The sequence below is a fragment of the Aeromonas sp. FDAARGOS 1414 genome, assembly GCF_019047065.1.
GTDB classification, from domain to species: Bacteria; Pseudomonadota; Gammaproteobacteria; order Enterobacterales; family Aeromonadaceae; genus Aeromonas; species Aeromonas veronii_A.
In genome coordinates, this window is record NZ_CP077210.1 from 3072335 (window position 1) to 3092387 (window position 20053).

Below are 20053 nucleotides of genomic sequence, written 5' to 3' on the forward strand. Positions count from 1 at the left end.
GGAGTACTTATGGATCTGATCGCACTCTCTCGGCTGGGAGGTCGCCATCTGGTCACCCTGCATCTGCTGCTCGACAACCAGAGCGTCACCCGCACCGCCGAGCGGCTCTGCACCACGCCTTCCACCGTTAGCAAGACCCTCAACCAGCTGCGGGGTCTGCTGGGGGATCAACTGCTCTACCGCCAGGGCAACCAGCTGCTGCTCACCCCCATGGCCGAGCGACTGGCTCCCACCCTGCACCGGTTGTTGGGGGAGCTGAACGGCCTCACTCGCCAGAATGCCTTCAACCCCCAGCAGTGGCAGGGCTGCTTGCGGCTGGGATTGCGCGAGAGCGTGATGACCTGGCCGGTGGGCCCCATTCTGGGTCAGCTGATGAAAGAAGTGCCGGGCATGGTGCCGGAGATCTGGAACAAGGATGAGCAGGGGCTGGAGGCGCTGGCAGCGGGCAAACTCGACTTCGTGATCCTGCCCCATGACCAGAGCCAGCCATTACCGCGCCAGCCCGGGCTGGTGTGGGAGACCCTGCGGGAAGAGAAACTGGTCTGTCTGCTACGCAAAGACCACCCGGCGCTGGCCAAGCCCTGGGATCTCGATGCCTACCTGAGCTGGCGCCATATCGCCATCCGGGATCAGGAGCTGGCCAACCCCTTCTTCGAGCAGAGCCTTGCCCAGCAACAGGTGCGTCGCCAGATTGGCGCCACCCTGCCCGATTTTGCCAGCGCGGCGGCCCTGCTGCCCCAGACCGATCTGATCCTCACCGCCATCGGTGGCTGGGCGGCATGCATCGCCAGCCAGCCGGATCTGGAGCTGCGTCCGGCACCGTTCGATTACGGCAAGGTGAGTCACAGTCTGGTCTGGTATGGCCCGGCCGGTGATGGCTCGGCCCGCCACTGGTTCCGCCAGCGGATCCTGCAACTGGGTCGCGAGCTGGTCGAGCCCTGAGCCAGGTGACAGCGAGAAGAGATGGATGTTTCGCCACGGCGAAACATCCATGGCAATGAGGGATCAGGGACGTTTGGTATAAATGGGACTGGGGAAAGAGGCGACATTGCTACCCAGATCCGTAATGCGGGCAGCCCCCTGCTTTTTCACCTGATCGATGCGCAACACCTGATGCATGGGGATAAGGGTGTGACGCACATCGGCAAATTCGCTCTTGAGCTTTTCATGGCTGGGATCGACGATAAGCGCCGTGTGGTTGTCCCAGACAAAATCGGCGATCTCGATAAAACCGAACAGTTGGCCCTGATTCACCTGGCGCACATAGACCTCGTAGCGCTCGTTGTGGCAAATAAACTGAACCCGATATAACGCCTTGCTTTCACTCATGATTTATCTGTGATGGAGGAGGGACGGATGGGCAATATCATAACGAGCCCCAAGGCCCCCTCCAATAGACAGAAGTCACAGTTGTGTGCTTTTACTACACAGCAAGGGAATCGATCAGACCTCTTTAGATCAGCGGTGGCAAGGTCACCGCCCCCACTCCCGCAGCACGCAACCGACTCGCCAGCCACTCCAGCTCGCTGCGGGTCGCCTCTGGCCATTGCGCCGCCTCCCCCCGCACCCCGTGGTGGCGAAAACCGTTGAGGCGAATGGGCACAGGCCCAAGCTGCTGCAAGAAGGCGGCGAGATCCACGTCCAGCTCACCACTCGCATCCAGAAAATCGCTTTTGCCCGGCACATGGAGCAGCCGCAGTTCGGTCAGCTTGCCGTGGCGTGCCAGTAGTTGCAGCGACCCCAGCACCCGCTCGCGGCCATAGCCGGTCAGGGTGTGATGGACCGAGTCGCGCCAGCCCTTGAGATCGAGCATGGCGCCGTCGAGCACCGGCAGCAGCCGCTGCCAGCCGGTTTCGGCCAGAGAACCGTTGCTGTCGAGCAGGCAAGTGAGATGGGTCAGATCCGGCGCGCCCTTGATGGCAGCAAACAGCGCAACCACAAAGGGGAGCTGGGTGGTCGCCTCACCACCGGAGACGGTAATGCCGGTCAGCAAGGGGCCGTAGCGTCGCAGTAGAGCCAGCACGTCGGCCACCGTCATGGTGGCCGTCTTGGGGTTGGCGCTGCGCGGGCAGGCCTCCAGACAGGCGTCGCAGTCGGTACAGAGCATCGCCTGCCAATGAACCTTGCCTTCGCTCATGGATAGGGCGCCGCTCGGACAGACCGCAAGGCAGTCGCCACAATCGTCGCACAGCCCGATGGTGTGAGGGTTGTGGCAGCCGGGGCAGCGAAAGTTGCAGCCCTGCAGAAACAGCACCAGCCGGTTGCCCGGCCCGTCGACACAGGAGAACGGCAGCACCCTGCTCACCAGAGCGCTGCGTGTTGGCAAGACATCAGCCATCGGTGAGAACTCAATACTCGCCGATGGTCGATTCGTGGGCGACTACCCGCGGAGCCCGCTGACGAATGGCGGTCACTTCACTCGCCTCGGCACCGAGACAGGTGGTCTGCAAGCGCGATCCCTCCTCTGCGAAGCGAGCCACGTCGCTCTTGCGGATCATGTAGCCGGTCACCCGCACCAGATCGCTGTCGGCCACGTTGGCGGTGAACTCGCGCATACCGATAGCGAGCGCTCCCTTGCAGAGCTGCAGCAGTGCCTGCGGGTTCTGGCGGATGGTGGGATCCAGCGTGAGGATCTCGCTGATCCCCGAATGGTAATAAGTGTGGTGCGGCGCCAGCGCCAGCACATGGCTGGCCGGATCCGGCTCCTGCCCGTAGGGGATGCGCACCCCGGGGGTGACTGCCACATCGATGCTGAGGCCACCTTGCGAGTGCAGCAGGGCGCGACCACCCCAGGCATGGGTTTGCGGCGTCGCAGTGACATATTCCGAGAGCTGGGCCGAGATGCGATAGCCAAGCTGGTTCGCCTCCTCGCCGTGACCATAACGATCCGGCAGATTCTCTTTATCCATCAAGACATTGACCGCTTCCGCCATGCCGTAGATGCCGAACATGGGGACAAAGCGATCCTCATCCAGCAGCCCCTCCTTGACCAGGAAACTGTCGAAGAAACCTGACTCATCATGGAGGAAAGCGGCGCGCGCTTCGATCAGCTGAGAGGCCAGACGGCAGTAATGGGGCAGCAGGCAACCGAGGAAGTCATCGATCCCCTGACACTGCTCGGCGACCCGCTTGAGGGAGATGCGCACCAGGGTATTGGCGCCACCCGCCTGCGGCAAGGCGTTGTAGCAGCTGACGATGCCAAAGCCGCGATTGTCGAAGGTGTCGCGGTGGATCGGGTAGTTGGCGATGTGCGGCTTGCTGCACTCGGCGATGTTCTTCACCGCCTGCAGCAGCAGATCGTCCGGGGTCTGCTCCGGATCGTGGAAGAAGGTGAGGTTCGGCGCCACCTGCTTGAGCTCGTTGTCGATGCGCAGGAGCAGACGGCAGATGCGGTTATCATCCGGCCCGATGTTGACGTGCATGAAGGCGTCCGGCAGCACCCTGTCCAGATAGACCCAGAACCCCTTCAGCTTGCGATAGAGGGTCTCGTCATCCAGTTCGCCGACAAACGGCAGCAGCAGATGGTCGAGCCGACCCAGCCAGACCGGCATGCCGGTGACGGAGGGGACATGGTGATACAGGATGCGCAGGGCGTTGAGCGCCTCGTCGAAATCCTGCGGCGCCGCCAACTCCAGCCAGGCAGAGCCCTGAGTCAGGAATTTTTCATAGTCCGGCAGTACATAACGTGGCTTGTAAGGGGCGTGCCCTTCGAACATGTCGCAGATAAATCCCTGCTCCATCGCCTCGGCGACTGCGGCAGGCAGGTCGGGGTAGGGCAACGCATTCTCGGCGGCCAGCGCCAGCGCGTGGCTCTTCTGGGCGGCGGAGAGATGGGGATCGCGCACGATGCGCTGACAGGTTTCGATCAAAGACATGGGACACTCCTTCACGGACAGAGCCCATATCCTCACCATTTTCAGGCTTTTTTTGAAGTGACATTCACAACAATACGAATGTCTCAAAAAGACATCCGTGAGAGAGGATCACACCCCAAACAGAACGGGGGCCTTGTCTGCCGACAAGGCCCCCGTTGTGCGGATCAGGGCTCGATGACGATGGGCGTACCCGGGTCAACGGCGTCCCACACTTCATCCAGCTCGTGGTTGAGCATGGCGATGCAACCGTTGGTCCAGTTGGAAGGCTGAACCCTGCGGTTGCCAATGCTGTTGCGCTGGCCGTGGATCATGATCATGCCACCCGGACGAACACCCAGCTCATTGGCGCGCTTGATATCATCCAGGTTCGGATAGTTGATATGGATGGCTTTGTAGTAGCCGGAATTGGTCTTCTTGTAGTCGAGGGTGTAGCGCCCTTCCGGCGTACGCTGATCCCCTTCCTGCTGCTTGTGCCCCTTGGGCGCCGGGCCCAGAGCAATCCAGTAGCGCTTCAGTTCTTTGCCATCCTTCATCAGGGTCAGGCTATAGGTCGACTTCTTGACCACCACCAAATCGGCTTTTTCGGTCAAGGCAAAACTCAATGCGGGCCAAAGCCCCAACAAACACAGTAATACGGCTCTCATTCCATCCCTCGACAAGCCTCTGGTGCGGGCTTTTCTTGTTACCAGATCATCTGAACGATGCCCGCCGAGCGGCGAGCGAGCGCCATGATATTGGATCGCCATCAATACTCAATATGCCCGGCAAAACATATCTTGCCGCAGCCAGGCCATCTTCCTTGAACGCCGTCATTTGGCATTGGTAATTAACAGTTAAAACAACAAGATACAAAAAATTATCGCGCTGGCACCCGGGGCAATGATCGGCGAAGATAACACTCCACTCCCCGACAGGATCATGCCATGCGCTCTTCGTGCCGCCTCGCCACCCTGCTGTTCTCGCCACTTCTGCTCTGGCTGCCCGCCAGTGTCGCCGCCGATGCGCTCTGGCTGCGCGAGCCCGCCCTCTCCCCCGATGGCAAGCAGCTTGCCTTCACCTGGCAGGGGCGCATTTTTGTCGCCAGTGCCGAGGGTGGCCCAGCCACGGCGCTCACCGGCAGCGACTACCTGAGCCAGCGGCCGATCTGGTCGCCGGATGGCAAACGGCTCGCCTTTGCCGCCAATCTCTACGGCAACGAGGATGTGTTCGTGGTGCCCGCCAGTGGCGGCGAGATGGTGCGCCTCACTCGCGATTCGCGCACCGATCTGCCGCAAGCCTTCAGCGCCGATGGCAAACGACTGCTGCTGAGCAGCCAGCGCCTGGGTGCGCCCGATGCCGACCATTTTGTCGCGGAAGGCTACCAATGGGGCGAGCTCTACTGGACCCCGATCACCGGCGGCACCTTGCAGGCCGATCTGCCGCTGCCTGCAACTCTCGCCCGCCCCCACGGGGAGCGGCTCGTCTACCAGATGCCCGCGGCGGATCAACCCTTTCGCAAGCATCAGCACTCGTTCGCGGTGCCCCGTCTCTGGCTGTTTGATGGCAAGCAGCACAAGCAGCTGACCGAAGATCGGGTGGCGGCCACCGATCCGGTCTGGAGCGACAAGGGAGATACCCTCTTTTACCTGAGCGAGCGCAGCGGCGATTTCAACGTCTGGCGCCGGGATCTCGCCAGCGGCAAGGAGCAACAGCTGACCCACTATCAGGGCCATCCGGTGCGGGGGCTCAGCGCCTCTCGCAATGGCGATCTGGTCTGGTCATGGCTGGGCGAGCTCTATCGCCTCGATGCCGGTAGCAGCGAGCCACGCAAGCTGACCCTCAGCCCGCAAGTGGCGAGCGCGCCGGATGAGGCGAGCGAGGCCCTGACCCTGGCAGACGAAGCGCTTGTCAGCGAAGAGGCGGACGAGCTGATCCTGGTGAGCGAAGGCAACCTGTTTGCCGTTGACCCCGAGCGGGAGCGGGTGCGTCAGCTGACCCGAGATCCGAGCGAGCAGTCCAGCCCCCTCTTCGCCGAGCAGGGCCGCGCCCTCATCTATCTGTCGGAGCAGCAGGGGCACGCCGCCCTCTATCGCCTACGCAAGGGGGATCCGGATCTGCTGTTCAGCGATCCCGGCACTTTGACCGAGAGTCTGCTGCTGGCGATTCCCGACAAGGGGATCAGCCGTCCGGTGCTCTCCCCCGACGGCAAACAGCTCGCTTTCGTGGTGGATGGCCAGGCCATCCATCTGCTGGATCTGGCGAGCAACAAGCAGCGGGAGCTGGTGCCTGCCAGCTTCAACCCCTCGCGCCACGAAGTGCATCTCGCCTTTGCCCCCGACTCCCGCCATCTGGCGCTCACCTTCCGCCCCGATGCGGCAGAGCAGGAGATCGCGGTGATCGACACAGCCAACCCCAAGGCCAAACCGGTCAATGTCAGCCTCAACGGCTATCAAGATGGACAACCGGGCTGGAGTCAGGATGGCGCCATCCTCTACTGGCAATCGACACGGTTTGGCGCACTGGGGCCCGATGGCGAGCCCCTCGTCACCAACCTGCTCGGCATTTACAGCAGCCGCGCCGCCAGAGCCGATGCGATTGCCGAGCTGGAGCCGCCGAAAGGGGGATACGGCTTTGAGAGCGATCGTCTCAACCATCGCGAAGCGCTGCTGCTGCAACCCACCGGCACCCTGCTCTCCAGCCGCATCATCGGCGACCAGCTGATCTATCTGGTGGAGGAGATGGGGGTCAACAGCGAGAGCGAGATCAAGGGCTACAGCCAGGATCTGCGCAAGGGCAAAACCAGCGAACTGTTTGGCGAGCAACCAGGCCCAGCGCTGGCAAGCCTCAACCAGCAGGGCACCCTGGCTACCCTGGTGCGGGATGGGGAGATCACCCGGATCCACCTCGACTCCAGCGAGGCCACCAGCGCCCCCTTCGCCTTGCAACCCACCGGGCGCTGGCAGGAACGCATAACCGCCGCCTTCGATCAGATCGCCCGGCTTACCCGGGACGAGTTCTATCTGGACGACATGAGCGGGGTGAACTGGGAAAGCTATGTCGCCGCTTATCGCCGCCTGCTGCCGGGCATCGGCAACCCGCGGGACTTTGGCAACCTGTTGGCGGAGCTGGCTGGCGAGCTCAATGTCTCCCACACCTGGGGCAGCGGCCCTGCCCCCTTCCCGCGCATGGCGGACGAGACCGCCAGCCTGGGCGGCTACTGGCAGGATGGCGAGCAAGGGGTGATGCTCACCGCCCTGCTCTCTGGCGGCCCGCTGGATCAGGAGAGCGATATCGCCCCGGGCGCCCGCCTGCTCGCCATCAACGGCGTCCCGATTGCCAATCTGGCCGAACTGGATCGGGCCCTCAACCATCAGGCTGGCGCCCGGCTCGCCCTCACCTTCCAGCAAGAGAGCAACAGGCAAAATGACGAGGTGGTGCTCACCGCCATCGACAAACAGCAGGAGTACCAGCTGCAACAGGATCGCTGGATTGAGAAACGGCGGGAGCTGGTGACCAGCCTGAGCGGAGGACGGGTCGGCTATGTATATCTGCCGGCAATGAATAGCGAGGTCTACGATGCAGTGGTGGCGGATGCCCTCGGCAGACAACGTAATCGCGATGCGCTGATCGTCGATGTCCGCTTCAACAGCGGCGGCTATCTCGCCAATACCTTGGTGGAGTTTCTGACCGGCAGCGGCAGCACCAAGGGGATGGCCAGCAGCTGGCCCCGTCAGGGCAAGGGTGAAACCGACGCCGCCACTCGCCAGTGGACCAAGCCCTCGGTGGTGCTGGTCAACGCTGGCAGCTACTCGGAAGGCTCCGCCTTCCCCGAGTACTACCGCGCCCTCAAGGTCGGCCCCATCGTCGGCGATCCGGTGCCCGGCACCGGCACCATGGTCTACAGCCACGACTCCAGGCTGATCCCGGGGCTCTCCTACGGCATTCCGACCCTGGGGCTGCGCAAACCGGACGGCACCTTCTACGAGAATCAGGAGCTGATCCCGGACCTGCAGGTGCCCCTCACCCCCGCCGACATGGTGGCTGGGCGCGACCCGCAACTGGAGGCGGCAGTACAAGCCGCCCTCAAGCAGTTGTCAGCCAGCGCCAAATAACGGCCCCCATCGAGCTCAACGAAAGCGAAACAGCTCGCGATGCAGATGCCCGTCCGGCAACAGCCGGGTCAGGGCATCTGCCATCCCCTCCGGCCCGCAAAACCACACCTGCTCGGGGGCATCCTGCGCGATGCGGGCAAGATCCAGTCGCCCGGCCGCCTTGTCCAGATGCAGCTGATAGCGCACGCCGGTGCGATGACAGAGCTCGGCCAACCGCCGGTGGTAGACGGCGCCTGCCAGATCCGGCGCACACTGGATCAGGGTGATCCCCTCGCTGCGCTCCCCACGGGCAGCCAACCCCTCCAGCCAGGCGACGAACGGTGTGATACCGATCCCGGCCCCCAGCCAGAGGGCTCTACCTCCCCCTTGCGGGGCGACAAAGGCGCCATAGGGCCCGGTCACCACCACCCCATCCCCGGCGCGCGCCTCTGCCACCAGCTGACGGGTATGATCCCCGAGCGCCCGCACCGCGATCACCAGCTGGCGCCGATCCGCTGACACCCGCACCAGGGTAAAGGGGTGCGGCCCCTCCTTGGCGTCAAACTCGAAGAAGGCAAACTGGCCCGGGCGGTAATGGGCGAGCGGCCGATCCAGCTGCATGGTCAGCTCGCAGGTGTGATCTGCCAGCGTGCGCACCGCAACGACCAGGCCTGGATGGCGATCCCGCGCCCCCACTTGTCCCAACAGGGAGTAGAGGGCCCCGATAGCACCGATCCCGCCGATCAACCAGATCGATACCCCAACAGGCGTCATGGCTCCCACCTGAGGCAGCAGGCAGAGCCCGTGCCCCCAACCCGCAAGATAGATGAGCGGCGCCAGACGGTGGATCAGCCGAAAACGGCCATAACTCACCAGCGCCAGCAAGCTCACTACCACCAACGCGATCAGTAGATAGAAACTCCACTCACCCAGGGTATTGCCAAGGGCATGGAGCGAGATGCCATTACCTGCACCAGCTCCAGCTGCACTGGCCCCACGCCGGGCGGGACGACTCAGCCAACCCGCCGAGACTGCCCACTTGGGCACCTCCACCACCAGCCAATGCGCAGTGAGCGCCAATGCACCGCCGATGGCCGTCTGACGGTGCAATCGCAACATCCGGTCCAGACCGCCACACCACACCTCCAGCTGCGGCAGGCGCAACGCCAGCAACAGCGAAATGGCCATATAGGTCATCCCCAGTAGGCCGGTCAGCAGCAACATCTCATGGCGCCAGGGCCACACCCCGTTGGCATCCCCCGCATACCCGAGCCACCAGACTCCGACCGCCAGCAATGGCAACAGCCACCACATCCATTTGTTCGTCATAACATGCTCCCTGGTTCCATCGCGGCAGGGCCTCATCTCCCTGCTGATGGCACCATTGCACACCTGTCTGGTCACAAAACTTTGCCAGTGGGGGAAGCTTGTGTGGCAATGTGTGACAAACGGAAACAAAAGAGGGGCCGACTGGCCCCTCATGATCACCCTTGTTGGCTCGCCCCTTTTCACAGGAGATGGCGCACAATTCGCCTCCGCTGTGATTGACGACCCGCCAGAAAAAGGAATCAAATGAGGACGTTATATATCTGCGGCGGAAAACCTGCTGCCCACTCTTCCGGACAAGGAGATCCCCCTTGCTTTCATCCACCGAACAACGCGTCTGCCCCAGTTGTCAGCGCGAGACCAACCATGTCGTAGTGCTGGTCGACAAATCCTTTGGCCAACAGCCGACACCGGAGCAAAAGCGCACAGCATTTATCAAAGACTTCATTACCGGCTGGGCCGCCGGCCCCTTTCTGGCCAACATGGATCGCTTTGAACGACATGCCATCTGTGAAAATTGCGGAAATAAAGTCATTGATGAATGAAAAAGGGAGAGGCAATCGCGGGCTTCCATACACCAGCCACCTTTTATGGCCGAAACCCAAAAGAAGGCGTTGCGATTCAGGATCACAACGCCATAGACGTCAATCAAACAACACGGTCACCGGCAACCCTTCCACTTGCAGGTTCGGGGGTAATTTTTCATCCAGCGAGAGTGCGACCTTGAGGGTTGCTTTCTCCCCTTCAAACGGAGCGGCTAACTGAGCCGGCAACTTGTCCGCCAGCTCGACCTGTCTGGCGACCCTGGCAGCCAGACGCTCCCCGCTGGGCAGCTTGACGACAGCCTTGTGTCCAGGAGCCATTGAAGAGAGATATTTGGGCTGCACATAGGCTATCACCAGCGGGTCTTCTCGCTTCGAGATAAGTGCCAGAGGAGCCCCCGAGAATACCCAGTCCCCCTCCTGTACCAGCACATCTGAAACCTTGCCAGTCGCCGGAGCTCTTGGCTGTTGATGGTACGCCATCGCTTCCATCTCGGTCAGCTCCTGATCGAGCAAGTGACGAGCACTGGCTAGCGGTCCGGTCAGTTGGTCCTCACTGATTTGCAGTTCCTGCGCTATCTTCTCTGCCCTTGCCTTCTGCAGAGCTATGCGTGACTGAGTCCAATTCAGCAGGGCCGTTGCGTACTCTGCACTGGATACCAGCTTCTCTTTTTTATAACCGGCATACTCCTGATAGATGACCTCCTGCTCCCGGCTCCCCCGTTCGGCAATACCAATCTGTTCGTCCAGATTGCGCAAGATAGCCTGTTCAGCCTCAGCCTTGCTCAATTCGATGGCCGCTCTGCGCGCTTTTCGTTCCGCCATGTTGGCCTTGAGGGTTGGAGATTCGAACTGCATCAGGGCATCGCCTTGTGACACCCCCTGGCCGGGAGCTGTGTAGATGTGTCGAATAAAGCCATCCCCATTGGCAACAACCAGTTGCGGCTCGGTGGTAATGATGGCTGGCGCCTGGGTCAGCCACCACTCGCGCCCCAGATACCACAGCAGAATAATAACGGGACTGAATGCCAGTAACAGGATGAGATACCAGCGAGCCTTGAAGGCGACACGCTTGGCGGGGGCATACAATACCCGGATCCCTTCATCCGACGTGGCATCCTGCTTCTTGGGGGGATTGAATGTGACTTTCATCAGAATTTATTTCCTCGTTTTAATACCCACCAGGGGGCCATGCTGCTCTCTTCATGACCGCGCCGGAACATCTCATTCAACAGTGCGATGGCGCACCACAAGCGCATCAGCAAGGTGTACACCGGGTAAAGACACAACCATGGCAGCAGACGTAGATCTGCCTTCGGGCGTTCAGATATAGCCAGCAAAAACACGGCGAAATTAACCAGGGTAAGAAACAGGTAAACCAGATAGAGACAGATCATCAACGCAGCGACAAACTGCCCCGGATAGCTAAGCACCAACCACCAGCTATAACCCATGACCAGCAGGGGCAGCACCACGTTTTGCGCCACCCCGTAGATCAAGGTAAACAAAAAGGTCTTCCAGCCCAGAATACGCGGCGTCAGGGAGAGCTTGTGCTTGCGCAGATAGAGAAACAGCAGATCTCCATCCCAGCGTAAACGCTGCTTGGCAAGCGTGATCACGTCTGCGGGCGCATCGGTGTGACCGATGGCACGAGGGGCGAACCCTATCTTTAAAGCCGGATGGCGTTTGAGGTAATGCTTAATACGGACTGTCAGATCCAGATCTTCTGCGGTATGGGTATCCCACCCACCAATCTGGCGCAAAAAATCACGACGAAACGCACCGAAGGCTCCCGAGATATTGTTGATGAGGTTCCACTCGCTCAGTCCCGTCTTGCCCCCCTGCATGGAGATCATGTACTCAATGCTCTGCATCCGGGTCAGTACGCCATCGTTCAGATTTCGCACCCTTAATGCCCCTCCCACAGCAGGCACATCAGGATCATCGAAACAAGCCACGATCTCATCGATCATGTTGTTGTCAAAGGAGGTATCTCCGTCCGCGTTCATCACTATCTCGCCAGTCGCAGCGGAGAGACCGGCATTGAGAGTGGAGACCCGGCCTCCCCTCTGCCATTTCGGTAGCAGGACCAAACTTCTGTTCTCGCACCCCTCGAATTCACGAACACAATTGAGCGCAGCCTGATAGGTATGCGCGTTGGCCTTGGCGCCATCAATCACAGCAATGATTTCCATTTGACCGCGATAAAGCTGTTCCTTGAGCGTCAATATGGTGGAGCGGATCGCCTCACCTTCCCCATAACAGGTGATGATGCAAGACACTTTGGGACAGCGCCGAGCGCGCGGCAGTTCAGATGCCCTGGGAACCTGGCGCGCATACCATTTCAGGATCCCGGTCAACGTCAGCGCCATCAGTGGCACCTCCATCAACAGCAACATGGGCAACAGCAACAGAATCATCCGGGGAGAAAACTGGAGGCTACCCAGTATCTCTATCAGGATGTAGTGCACCGTATTCATCCACTCATGCATCCGGGCTATCTCCATCCAGCCACTGGCCGAGCCATACCGCTGTATCGTCGCCCAACAGGGCGGGCAAAGGTTGTACTTTCACCGCCAGCGTCAGAGCATCCAGTCCCTCGATGAGATTCAATGCCTGAATGCGCTCCTGCAGAATGCGCCAGTCGTCGGCATCCGTATGCGGCAACAGCAATAACAATCGGTCATCGGCATACTGGCAAACGACATCGGTATCACGGAATAGAGCTTGCAAACGGTTGAGCAGAGCGGCCAGTCGCTGCTGAGTCTTTAGCATGCCCAACTCGGCCCGCAACTCAGCCAGATGCTCAACCCGAATAGCCAGCAAGGTATGGCAGCCACCATGGCGTTGCAGCAAGCTGTTGTTCCATTGCAGCAACCAGGGGAAGTGCTCCATGGCCATAGGGGTACCCCAGGTCAACGGCAGATGCAGTTGTTGAGTTCCTTCCCGTGCGATGTGGCGGGCCAGCTTGCCGATGCGATATTCATAGATGGGCGCAACCACCAGATCATCGGGTTTGTGCGCCTGGCCACATTCATGGCAACGCGCCTGGACGGCAGCCTCCATAAAACGGGCATGGCATGACAAACAACGGAATTTCTCAAGGGGCCTGTCATAGTCAACACCGATGTGACGCAGAGTCGTGACGCACTTGGGACAACGCAGCACACCCTGTCGCATGAATGCATCCTGATCATCCACGTGCCCGCAGGTGAAGCAGTGCACAGCTGGCTTGGCCTGGATGGCGATATGAGCGCATTCGGGACACACATCGACAAAATTGAGATGTGCCGAGTTGCAACTGTGACAAAGACGTACCCGGTCCACCAGCTGCTCACTCTGCAATAAACGCTCTGCAACCAGCTGCGGGAGGGCATCCCCTGCTTCGCTGCCCAGCAGGCAATCCAGCAGGGGATAGCTGTACCCCTGACGGCAACCAGCCTGCCAACGTGGCAACAAGCGAAAATGGGAGCGAGGCCAGCTGTACCAAGCCAGCTTTTCCATGTCATCCGGATGCTCTCGAGGGGTCAACAACGCCAACCGTTCAAGCATGTCAGAGGCCCGTTCATCCAGCTGTGTCAGGAGACCGTCGGCCAACATGGGAGAGAGCGGGCTCTTTACAACACAAAATACCGGCTGCAAATAGCGTATCGGGTCACGCCGCACAGCCTGCAATACCCTGTCCTGCTCATCTGCAGGCAGGTTGAGCAGTAATACCGGCTGCTGCAATGGATCCCAGCAGGACAGATCGAGAAGTGGCAAGGCAACACGATCCACCGAGCCTCCCAGCAGCGCAATCTGACCGGGGTGTTCACTCGTGCTCATCATGGGGAAATAACCTCTTTCCATTCACTGACAAATAGATACCAAGCCAATAAAACGGACCCGCCTGTTGTCATGCATCGGCAGACTCAGGCAATGTCGCGAGATGCGCATTGCCCTGCACGGACAGCACAACAGCAGTGTCAACGTTATCGACGGATAGCATGAAGCAGGCGAACGCGCAGAAAGAGTTGAGAGCTGACGCCATTTTCATGTGCGGCTCAGCCATCTCGGGGGGAAGAGATCTGAAGCTTTCCGAGCCCGACTCACATCGGGGGTGGCAAGGTGGGCGATTTTGCAGTTGTGGACAATTTAGTCAACCCGGAAAGATGAGAATAACTAGCAGATAGTTGAATGGATCAATCTTTATGCACAAAGATGACTACAAAAAGCACTATTAACAGAAAAGACAAAAGAGCGTAACTCAGTGAATCTACTATCTTGCAGCCTGCAATTCCTATTCATGTTCATATGAATACATATCTGATGGCAAAATGCGGACCCAATCGGCAAGGCGACAAACTATGTCGCGCACCTGCCAATAATATGGCAGCGTCTGCCACGGTTACGACAACGAATAACCATGAAAAGCACAGCTCCCGGCCTGATCACCGGGAGCTGTGCGGATTATTCGGCTGAAACCGGTTGGTAATGGTTGACGATCCACGCCTCGAAGTCGGCCAGCATGCGGGTTTCCGACTCGTTGTTGTCGGCGATAAGCTCGGCGCCGTGGACCACCCGGATATGGGCATCGAGCGGGCTTCCCTCGCCAGCCGCGGGGCGCTGCTGGGCTGCGGCCATGCAGGCTTGCGCCTGTTGCCACGCCTCAGCGGCGCTCAGGTTGCACGCCTCGGCCAGAGGCACGGCACTGAAGCCTTCACCAGTCAGGCTGCGCAGGGTCTCATCATGAGTCATGCCGTTGCCCGGCCCCCAGTAGTGGGCGGCCAGATCCGGCCCGATGCGCGGGTTGTCGGTGAGGTAGCCATCGCGCTTGAGGAAGTAAGCGCGGGTCTGCTCCACCGCCATCAGCGCCAGCAGGTAGCCGTGATAGGCGCAGGCCGACTCCTGATTAAGGAGGTGCGGAATGGCCAGCAGCGGGCGCGGGCTCTCGACACCGAGGATCTTGCGCTCCCACTTGCGGGCCAGCGCCAGCACAGCCTCGGGAGTACGTTCAGCCTCATCCATGGCGTAGAGATCCCGCTCGAAGTAGGCCACCAGCGCGATCTGACGTTCGTTAAAAGCGCGAAACGGCTGACGGGCGGCGATCATCTCCTTGATAAGCGCATCGGGGATCGCCTCTCCTGCCGCATTTCTGGCGTAGCGTTTGAGCCAGTCGGCATCGTCCAGCAGGCTGTCGCAGAACATCGACTGGGTCTCGGCATAAGCCATAGAGGTGGGCGGAAACTCCTGTGAGAAGCAGGGGGCATTGCCGGTGACATTGGCAAAATGCGCGGCGTGGCCCCCCTCGTGGAACAGGGTGTTGAGCCCGCTCCAGCCGCTGCCCACCTGCGCCGGATCGGCCAGGCTGGTGAAATTGACCACCGCAGGTATCCACTCCCCCTGCTGGAAGAAGCTCGGCACCGGGCCGTGGCAGAAGCCGTTCTCGTATTTCCCCTCCCGGGTCAGCAAGTCCAGGGTGAGGGTCGCCCCGCGATACTGGATGCCGAGACGACGGAAGCTCTCGACCCAATCCTTCAGCGCCCGCGAGAAGGGCACATAAGGATCGAGCTGGCGGGTTACATCACCACTGATGGCGTAGCGCAGGTTATGGGGCATCAGGGCCGCCTCCCCCTTGGCCGCTTTCAGCTCGGCAAGGCTTTGCTGCAGCCGGGCGTCGGTGCGGGAAATGAAGTCGTCGAGAATGGAGAACAACTGCTCCGGGCTCATCTGCTCGTTCTTGCGCACCTTGTAATCGAAGTAGTCGCGATAGCCCATGGCTCTGGCAAAGCGGTTGCGCAGCGCCACCACCTCGAGAAAACCATTGCCGACCACCCACTGCTCCAGGGTGTGGAACATGGCGAGCGCGCTCTGGCGCACCGCCTCGCTCGGGCTGGCGGCAAGGGAGGTACTGGCGGCGGGTAGGCTACCAGCCACCTGCTGGCCATGCTCATCCAGCAGGGTCAGTTTCAGCCCCTTGCGGCGGGCGAACAGCGCCGCCTCGGCAGCCACCAGCTCATCCATCAGGGCGGCAGCGGCGGGATCTTCAATCACATTGCACTCGAAGAAGGCGATCCAGCCTTGCAGACCGCGCTTGATATCATCCTCGTCGGCCTGCGCCAGCATCTCCCGCAATTCGGGCAGACGGGCCGGATTGGCGCAAAAAGCCTTGTAGGCCTGCTCGGCCGCGGTAAAACCGGCCTGATCGTCGCTGGTGCCCATATAGGTGGACCAGAAGAGATCCTCCTTGCGCCTGTGTACCTGCAGATAGTCGGCGTTGAGCTGGTTGAAGTAATTCCTGGCAATGGAACTCATAAATTCCCTCTTGTTATGGGGTCACCCGCAGCGGGGCCCACTCCTTTTTTAGTGAAATGCCAAATGATTCACACTCTTTGGCAAAAATTGCGCAGGGATGCGCCTGAACACGCTACCAAAAAATGGGGAGTGCTGTCTGCTGGCTATACTGTTGTCAAAACGCTCATTTAAGGGCGCGCGACCACTGGTTAATAGTAAATAAGTTGTTACATCAAGCAATTGGCTGCCGCAGTAACGAGCCATAGAAAATCAACAGGGAATGAGGGTTTCGTCATGTTCAAGCTCGGTGATATCACCGTGAGCCGCAAATTGTTTTTGCTGCTCACGTTGGCGTTTGTCGGTTTTGTCTCGCTGCTGTTCATCTCGGCCAACGCGCTCCAGCGCAATCTGATGAGTGAGCGAGAGGCGCGGCTCAATGCGGTATTAAGCCAGGCCATGAGCCAGATCCAGTTTCTGGCCAGCACCCTGCCTATGGAGCAGGCGCAGCAAGAGGCACGCAAGCTGCTGACCAATATGCGCTTTGACGACAACAACTATCTGTTCGTGATCAATGAGAACCGCCAGATGCTGGTGCACCCCATCCGGCCGGAGCTGGTCGGCCAGACCATGGGGGAAGGAACAGGTGCCACCGCCGGGCAGTTCTGGCTGCAGATGGTCGATATTGCCAAGGGAGGCAAACAGGGCACCCTGCAATATGTCTGGAGCGGCCCATCGGGCGAAACTGCTGACAAGCTCTCCATGGTGTCAGGCTATCAACCCTGGGGCTGGATCCTCGGTTCCGGCATGCTGCTGCAAGATATCCAGCAGACCATCTGGGCCCAGTACATGAAGATGGGTAGCGCCACCGCCATTGTGACCCTGCTGATGGGGCTGCTGGGCTGGCGCATCACCCGCTCCATCGTCTCCCCCCTCAACCAGATCAACAACGCCATGCAACGGGTCGCCCAGGGGGATCTGGTGGTGAGCATCCCGGTACATGGCAAGGATGAGCTGGGCATGGTCGCCCGCTGTACCAATCAGAGTCTCGATGCCATTCGTCACGCCCTGCTGGAGGCCAGTCTGGGTGCCCGCAACGTGGCCGATGCAGCCCTGCGCATCGCCGCCTCCGCCGAGCAAACCAATCAGGCGGTGAGCAGCCAGCGGGATCAGCTGGCCCAGCTCGCCACAGCCATGAATGAGATGAGCGCCACCATCTCCGATGTGGCCGGGCATGCCGAAAATACCGCGCGGGATACCCAGGAAGCGACCGGAGAAGCTGGCCTCGGCAACCGTGACGTTCACGCCAGTGTGCACGGCATCAAGGCGCTGGCTACCGAGGTGGAGCAGGCCACCCTGCAGGTCAACCAGCTCAAAGAGGGGGTCATGCAGATCGGTGAAGTGACCGCCGTCATCAGCTCCATCTCGGATCAGACCAATCTGCTGGCTCTCAACGCCGCCATAGAGGCCGCCCGTGCTGGCGAGCAGGGGCGTGGCTTTGCCGTAGTCGCCGATGAAGTGCGCCAGCTGGCCAGTCGTACCCGCCAGTCCACCGAAGAGATCCAGAGCACCATCGCCCAGTTGCAGCAACGGGCCGTCACTGCTGCCAATGCCATGGATGCCAGCCGAAAACTGGCCGAAAGCAGCGTCAACCAGTCACAACAAGCGGGTCAGGATCTCACTCTGATCGTCAACCATATCCAGCATGTGAGCGACATGGCGACCCAGATCGCTACCGCCGCCGAACAGCAGAGCATGGTGGCCGAGGATATGAATCGCAACGTCAGCGGCATCAACGACTCGGCGCTCGAGATGTCCCAGTCCGCCTCGCAACTGGCGCAGGAGAGCGAACTGCTGGCCGGTCTCTCCCGCAGCCTGGATGAGCGGCTTGCGGTGTTCAAACTGGGCAAGGAGTCCAGCAAGACTCCTATGATGCCAACTCTACATCACTCCAATAGCGAGCAGCGCGCCCGCCATTGATGGCGTCAATCCGTGTCGCCTTGTCACTCGACCTGCCAGCTCGGCTGGCAGGTTTTTTTAAGCCGAAAAACGCGCAGCAAGCATGCATCTTATCGGCATATTCAACGGCATTCGACGCCATTCATAAACAAGAGAACAATTTAAAAACAGCCAGTTAGAACGTTTTTTGTGCCACCGGATTATGCATTTAAACATTCAACTTCAAATAATTAATCAATGCGGTGCACAATGCTGATGGCCGAACATTTGGCCCATCACTAACCATCTAGTCATTTGGCAAACTGACCGAAAGGTCGGGACGCAAAGCCTCCGGTCTACAGACGTTTTGTCCAGGATAGCGGGGTTGCCACACGCAAGTGTGCATCGGGGAACTCCCTGGCCAACTGACTGCCCACATCTATCGAACAGAGGAATGTATGGCAGCAAAAATCCAACTCAATCACATCGCGGCGGTGCTGGCCCTGCTGGCCAGCGGCAGCGCCCTGGCTCATGGCTACATCAGCCAGCCCGAGAGCCGCAACTACCTGTGCAAAACCGGCGGCAACAGCCAGTGTGGAGGCGTACAGTGGGAACCCCAGAGCGTGGAGGGGCCATCAGGCTTCCCGCAAACCGGCCCGCAGGATGGTCAAATCGCCTCGGCGGGCAGCCCGCGCTGGAGCGAGCTGAACATCCAGACCAGCGACCGCTGGACCAAGCGTGAAATACAGCCCGGCCCCTTCGCCATCAGCTGGACCTTCACCGCCAACCACGTCACCCGCAACTGGCGCTACTACCTCACCAAGCAGGACTGGAACCCCAATCAACCGCTCACTCGCGACTCGTTCGACCTGACCCCCTTCTGCGTCATCGACGGCAACATGGTGCAGCCGCCCAAGCAGGTGACCCATAACTGTGTCCTGCCGGAGCGCACCGGTTATCAGGTGATCCTCGGCGTGTGGGAAGTGGGCGACACCAGCAACAGCTTCTACAACATCATCGATGCCAAGTTCAAAGATGGTAGCCAGCCGCCGCTGGAGTGGAGCCAGGCCGGCACCATCTACCCCTCCATCGACCTCGCGGTGGGTGACAAGGCGATGACCCGGGTATTCGATGCCAACGGCGAGCGCCCCGATCTGCAGACCGTGCTGACCATCACCAATGCCGAGCAGGGCCAGAAGAACAACTGGGCCCATGCCCTCGCCGGCAAGCTCAACGCCGAGCAGAGCCTGATCCGCGCCGGTCAGCAAGGAGCCGATGGCCAGTTCAATCCGATCTACGGCATGAACCCCGTCTATCTGCATCGAGACAGCAAACTGGATCGAGTCGAGATTGATCTGCAACAGCTGCAGCCGCCGGTAGTGGACAGCATCAGCGTCAGCGGTCTGGCCAGCGACTATGTGCTGGACAACGGCAAGGCAACCCTCGATTTCACCGTCACCACACAGGGCGATCTGGCCGTCACCAACACCCTCTATGACCACGGCGGCGTCGCCAAGGGTGAAAGCAGCGCTGACATCAAGGACAGCAGCCACACCTTCACCATGGCGCTGGAAGGGCTCAAGGCCGGTCACCACCAGCTGGTGATCAAGGCCACCCCGAAAACGGGCGGCGAGACCATTCAGCAGACCATGGATCTGATGTTCAAGGAGCAGAGCAGCGGCGAATACGACTTCGTCTTCCCGAACTCGCTCAAATCCTATGCCGCCGGCACCAAGGTGCAGCAGCCGAAAAATGGCAAGATCTATCAGTGCAAGCCCTTCCCCTACAGCGGCTACTGCCAGCAGTGGACCACCACTGCCACCCAGTACGAGCCGGGTTTCGGCTCCCACTGGCAAATGGCGTGGGATGAAGTGCACTAACCCACGCTTGGCCACATAAAAAAGGGCGTCCTCTCTAGCAGGGGACGCCCGGAAAAATCAAACCTTGCGGTTTGCATACCAACGGAACCAAGACCTCACTCTTCACTTACTTCACACACTCAACACACTCAACACACTCTTCAAACAGGATT

14 protein-coding genes and 1 riboswitch are annotated in these 20053 nt (G+C 60.2%); of the genes, 5 read left to right on the forward strand and 9 right to left on the reverse strand.

Going from position 1 to position 20053, the window contains the following annotated elements:
• Positions 1-9: 9 nt before the first annotated feature.
• On the forward strand, positions 10-942 hold the full coding sequence (locus tag I6L44_RS13765) for a LysR family transcriptional regulator (protein WP_216952117.1): 933 nt from the start codon (positions 10-12) through the stop codon (positions 940-942).
• 63 nt (positions 943-1005) lie between these two features.
• Here I6L44_RS13765 and I6L44_RS13770 read toward each other — a convergent pair whose 3' ends face one another.
• From I6L44_RS13770 to I6L44_RS13785, 4 genes are all read right to left on the reverse strand, one after another.
• Complete coding sequence (locus I6L44_RS13770) at positions 1006-1329, reverse strand: DUF1820 family protein (RefSeq protein WP_216952118.1); 324 nt, start codon at positions 1327-1329, stop codon at positions 1006-1008.
• A 124-nt stretch (positions 1330-1453) separates the two neighbouring features.
• On the reverse strand, positions 1454-2338 hold the full coding sequence (locus I6L44_RS13775; RefSeq protein WP_216952119.1) for a YjjW family glycine radical enzyme activase: 885 nt from the start codon (positions 2336-2338) through the stop codon (positions 1454-1456).
• Positions 2339-2348: 10 nt separating this feature from the next.
• Positions 2349-3875 carry a YjjI family glycine radical enzyme gene (locus I6L44_RS13780; protein ID WP_216952120.1) on the reverse strand — a complete coding sequence of 509 codons (1527 nt, stop codon included), beginning with the start codon at positions 3873-3875 and terminating at the stop codon, positions 2349-2351.
• Positions 3876-4039: 164 nt separating this feature from the next.
• On the reverse strand, positions 4040-4519 hold the full coding sequence (locus I6L44_RS13785; protein ID WP_031227763.1) for a murein L,D-transpeptidase family protein: 480 nt from the start codon (positions 4517-4519) through the stop codon (positions 4040-4042).
• A 279-nt stretch (positions 4520-4798) separates the two neighbouring features.
• Here I6L44_RS13785 and I6L44_RS13790 point away from each other — a divergent pair, with 279 nt between their 5' ends.
• Positions 4799-7966: a S41 family peptidase gene (locus I6L44_RS13790; protein ID WP_203119331.1), complete on the forward strand. Its 3168-nt coding sequence runs from the start codon at positions 4799-4801 to the stop codon at positions 7964-7966.
• 15 nt (positions 7967-7981) lie between these two features.
• Here I6L44_RS13790 and I6L44_RS13795 read toward each other — a convergent pair whose 3' ends face one another.
• Complete coding sequence (locus I6L44_RS13795; protein ID WP_203119333.1) at positions 7982-9274, reverse strand: ferric reductase-like transmembrane domain-containing protein; 1293 nt, start codon at positions 9272-9274, stop codon at positions 7982-7984.
• A gap of 308 nt (positions 9275-9582) precedes the next feature.
• Here I6L44_RS13795 and I6L44_RS13800 point away from each other — a divergent pair, with 308 nt between their 5' ends.
• Positions 9583-9816, forward strand: coding sequence for a hypothetical protein (locus I6L44_RS13800; RefSeq protein WP_216952121.1), 234 nt, complete (start codon positions 9583-9585; stop codon positions 9814-9816).
• A 99-nt stretch (positions 9817-9915) separates the two neighbouring features.
• Here the strand turns inward: I6L44_RS13800 and I6L44_RS13805 are convergent, their stop codons facing one another.
• From I6L44_RS13805 to I6L44_RS13820, 4 genes are all read right to left on the reverse strand, one after another.
• A complete protein-coding gene (locus I6L44_RS13805) occupies positions 9916-10965 on the reverse strand; it encodes an HlyD family secretion protein (RefSeq protein ID WP_216952122.1) in 1050 nt (349 codons plus the stop codon).
• The gene (locus I6L44_RS13810; protein WP_216952123.1) at positions 10965-12305 is read right to left on the reverse strand and encodes a glycosyltransferase; all 1341 of its coding nucleotides are present in this window, start codon (positions 12303-12305) and stop codon (positions 10965-10967) included. Before I6L44_RS13810 ends, I6L44_RS13805 begins: the two co-directional genes overlap by 1 nt.
• Positions 12298-13641, reverse strand: a complete 1344-nt coding sequence (locus I6L44_RS13815) for a diguanylate cyclase (RefSeq protein ID WP_216952124.1) — start codon at positions 13639-13641, stop codon at positions 12298-12300. Before I6L44_RS13815 ends, I6L44_RS13810 begins: the two co-directional genes overlap by 8 nt.
• A 621-nt stretch (positions 13642-14262) precedes the next feature.
• Positions 14263-16107 (reverse strand): M3 family metallopeptidase, encoded by a 1845-nt coding sequence (locus I6L44_RS13820; RefSeq protein WP_216952125.1) that lies wholly within the window; start codon positions 16105-16107, stop codon positions 14263-14265.
• Positions 16108-16380: 273 nt separating this feature from the next.
• Here I6L44_RS13820 and I6L44_RS13825 point away from each other — a divergent pair, with 273 nt between their 5' ends.
• Both I6L44_RS13825 and gbpA read left to right on the forward strand, forming a co-directional pair.
• Positions 16381-18063, forward strand: a complete 1683-nt coding sequence (locus I6L44_RS13825) for a methyl-accepting chemotaxis protein (protein WP_216952126.1) — start codon at positions 16381-16383, stop codon at positions 18061-18063.
• A gap of 265 nt (positions 18064-18328) precedes the next feature.
• A riboswitch (cyclic di-GMP riboswitch) is annotated at positions 18329-18414 on the forward strand.
• A 65-nt stretch (positions 18415-18479) separates the two neighbouring features.
• Positions 18480-19901, forward strand: coding sequence for an N-acetylglucosamine-binding protein GbpA (gbpA, locus tag I6L44_RS13830; protein ID WP_216952127.1), 1422 nt, complete (start codon positions 18480-18482; stop codon positions 19899-19901).
• Positions 19902-20053: the final 152 nt, after the last annotated feature.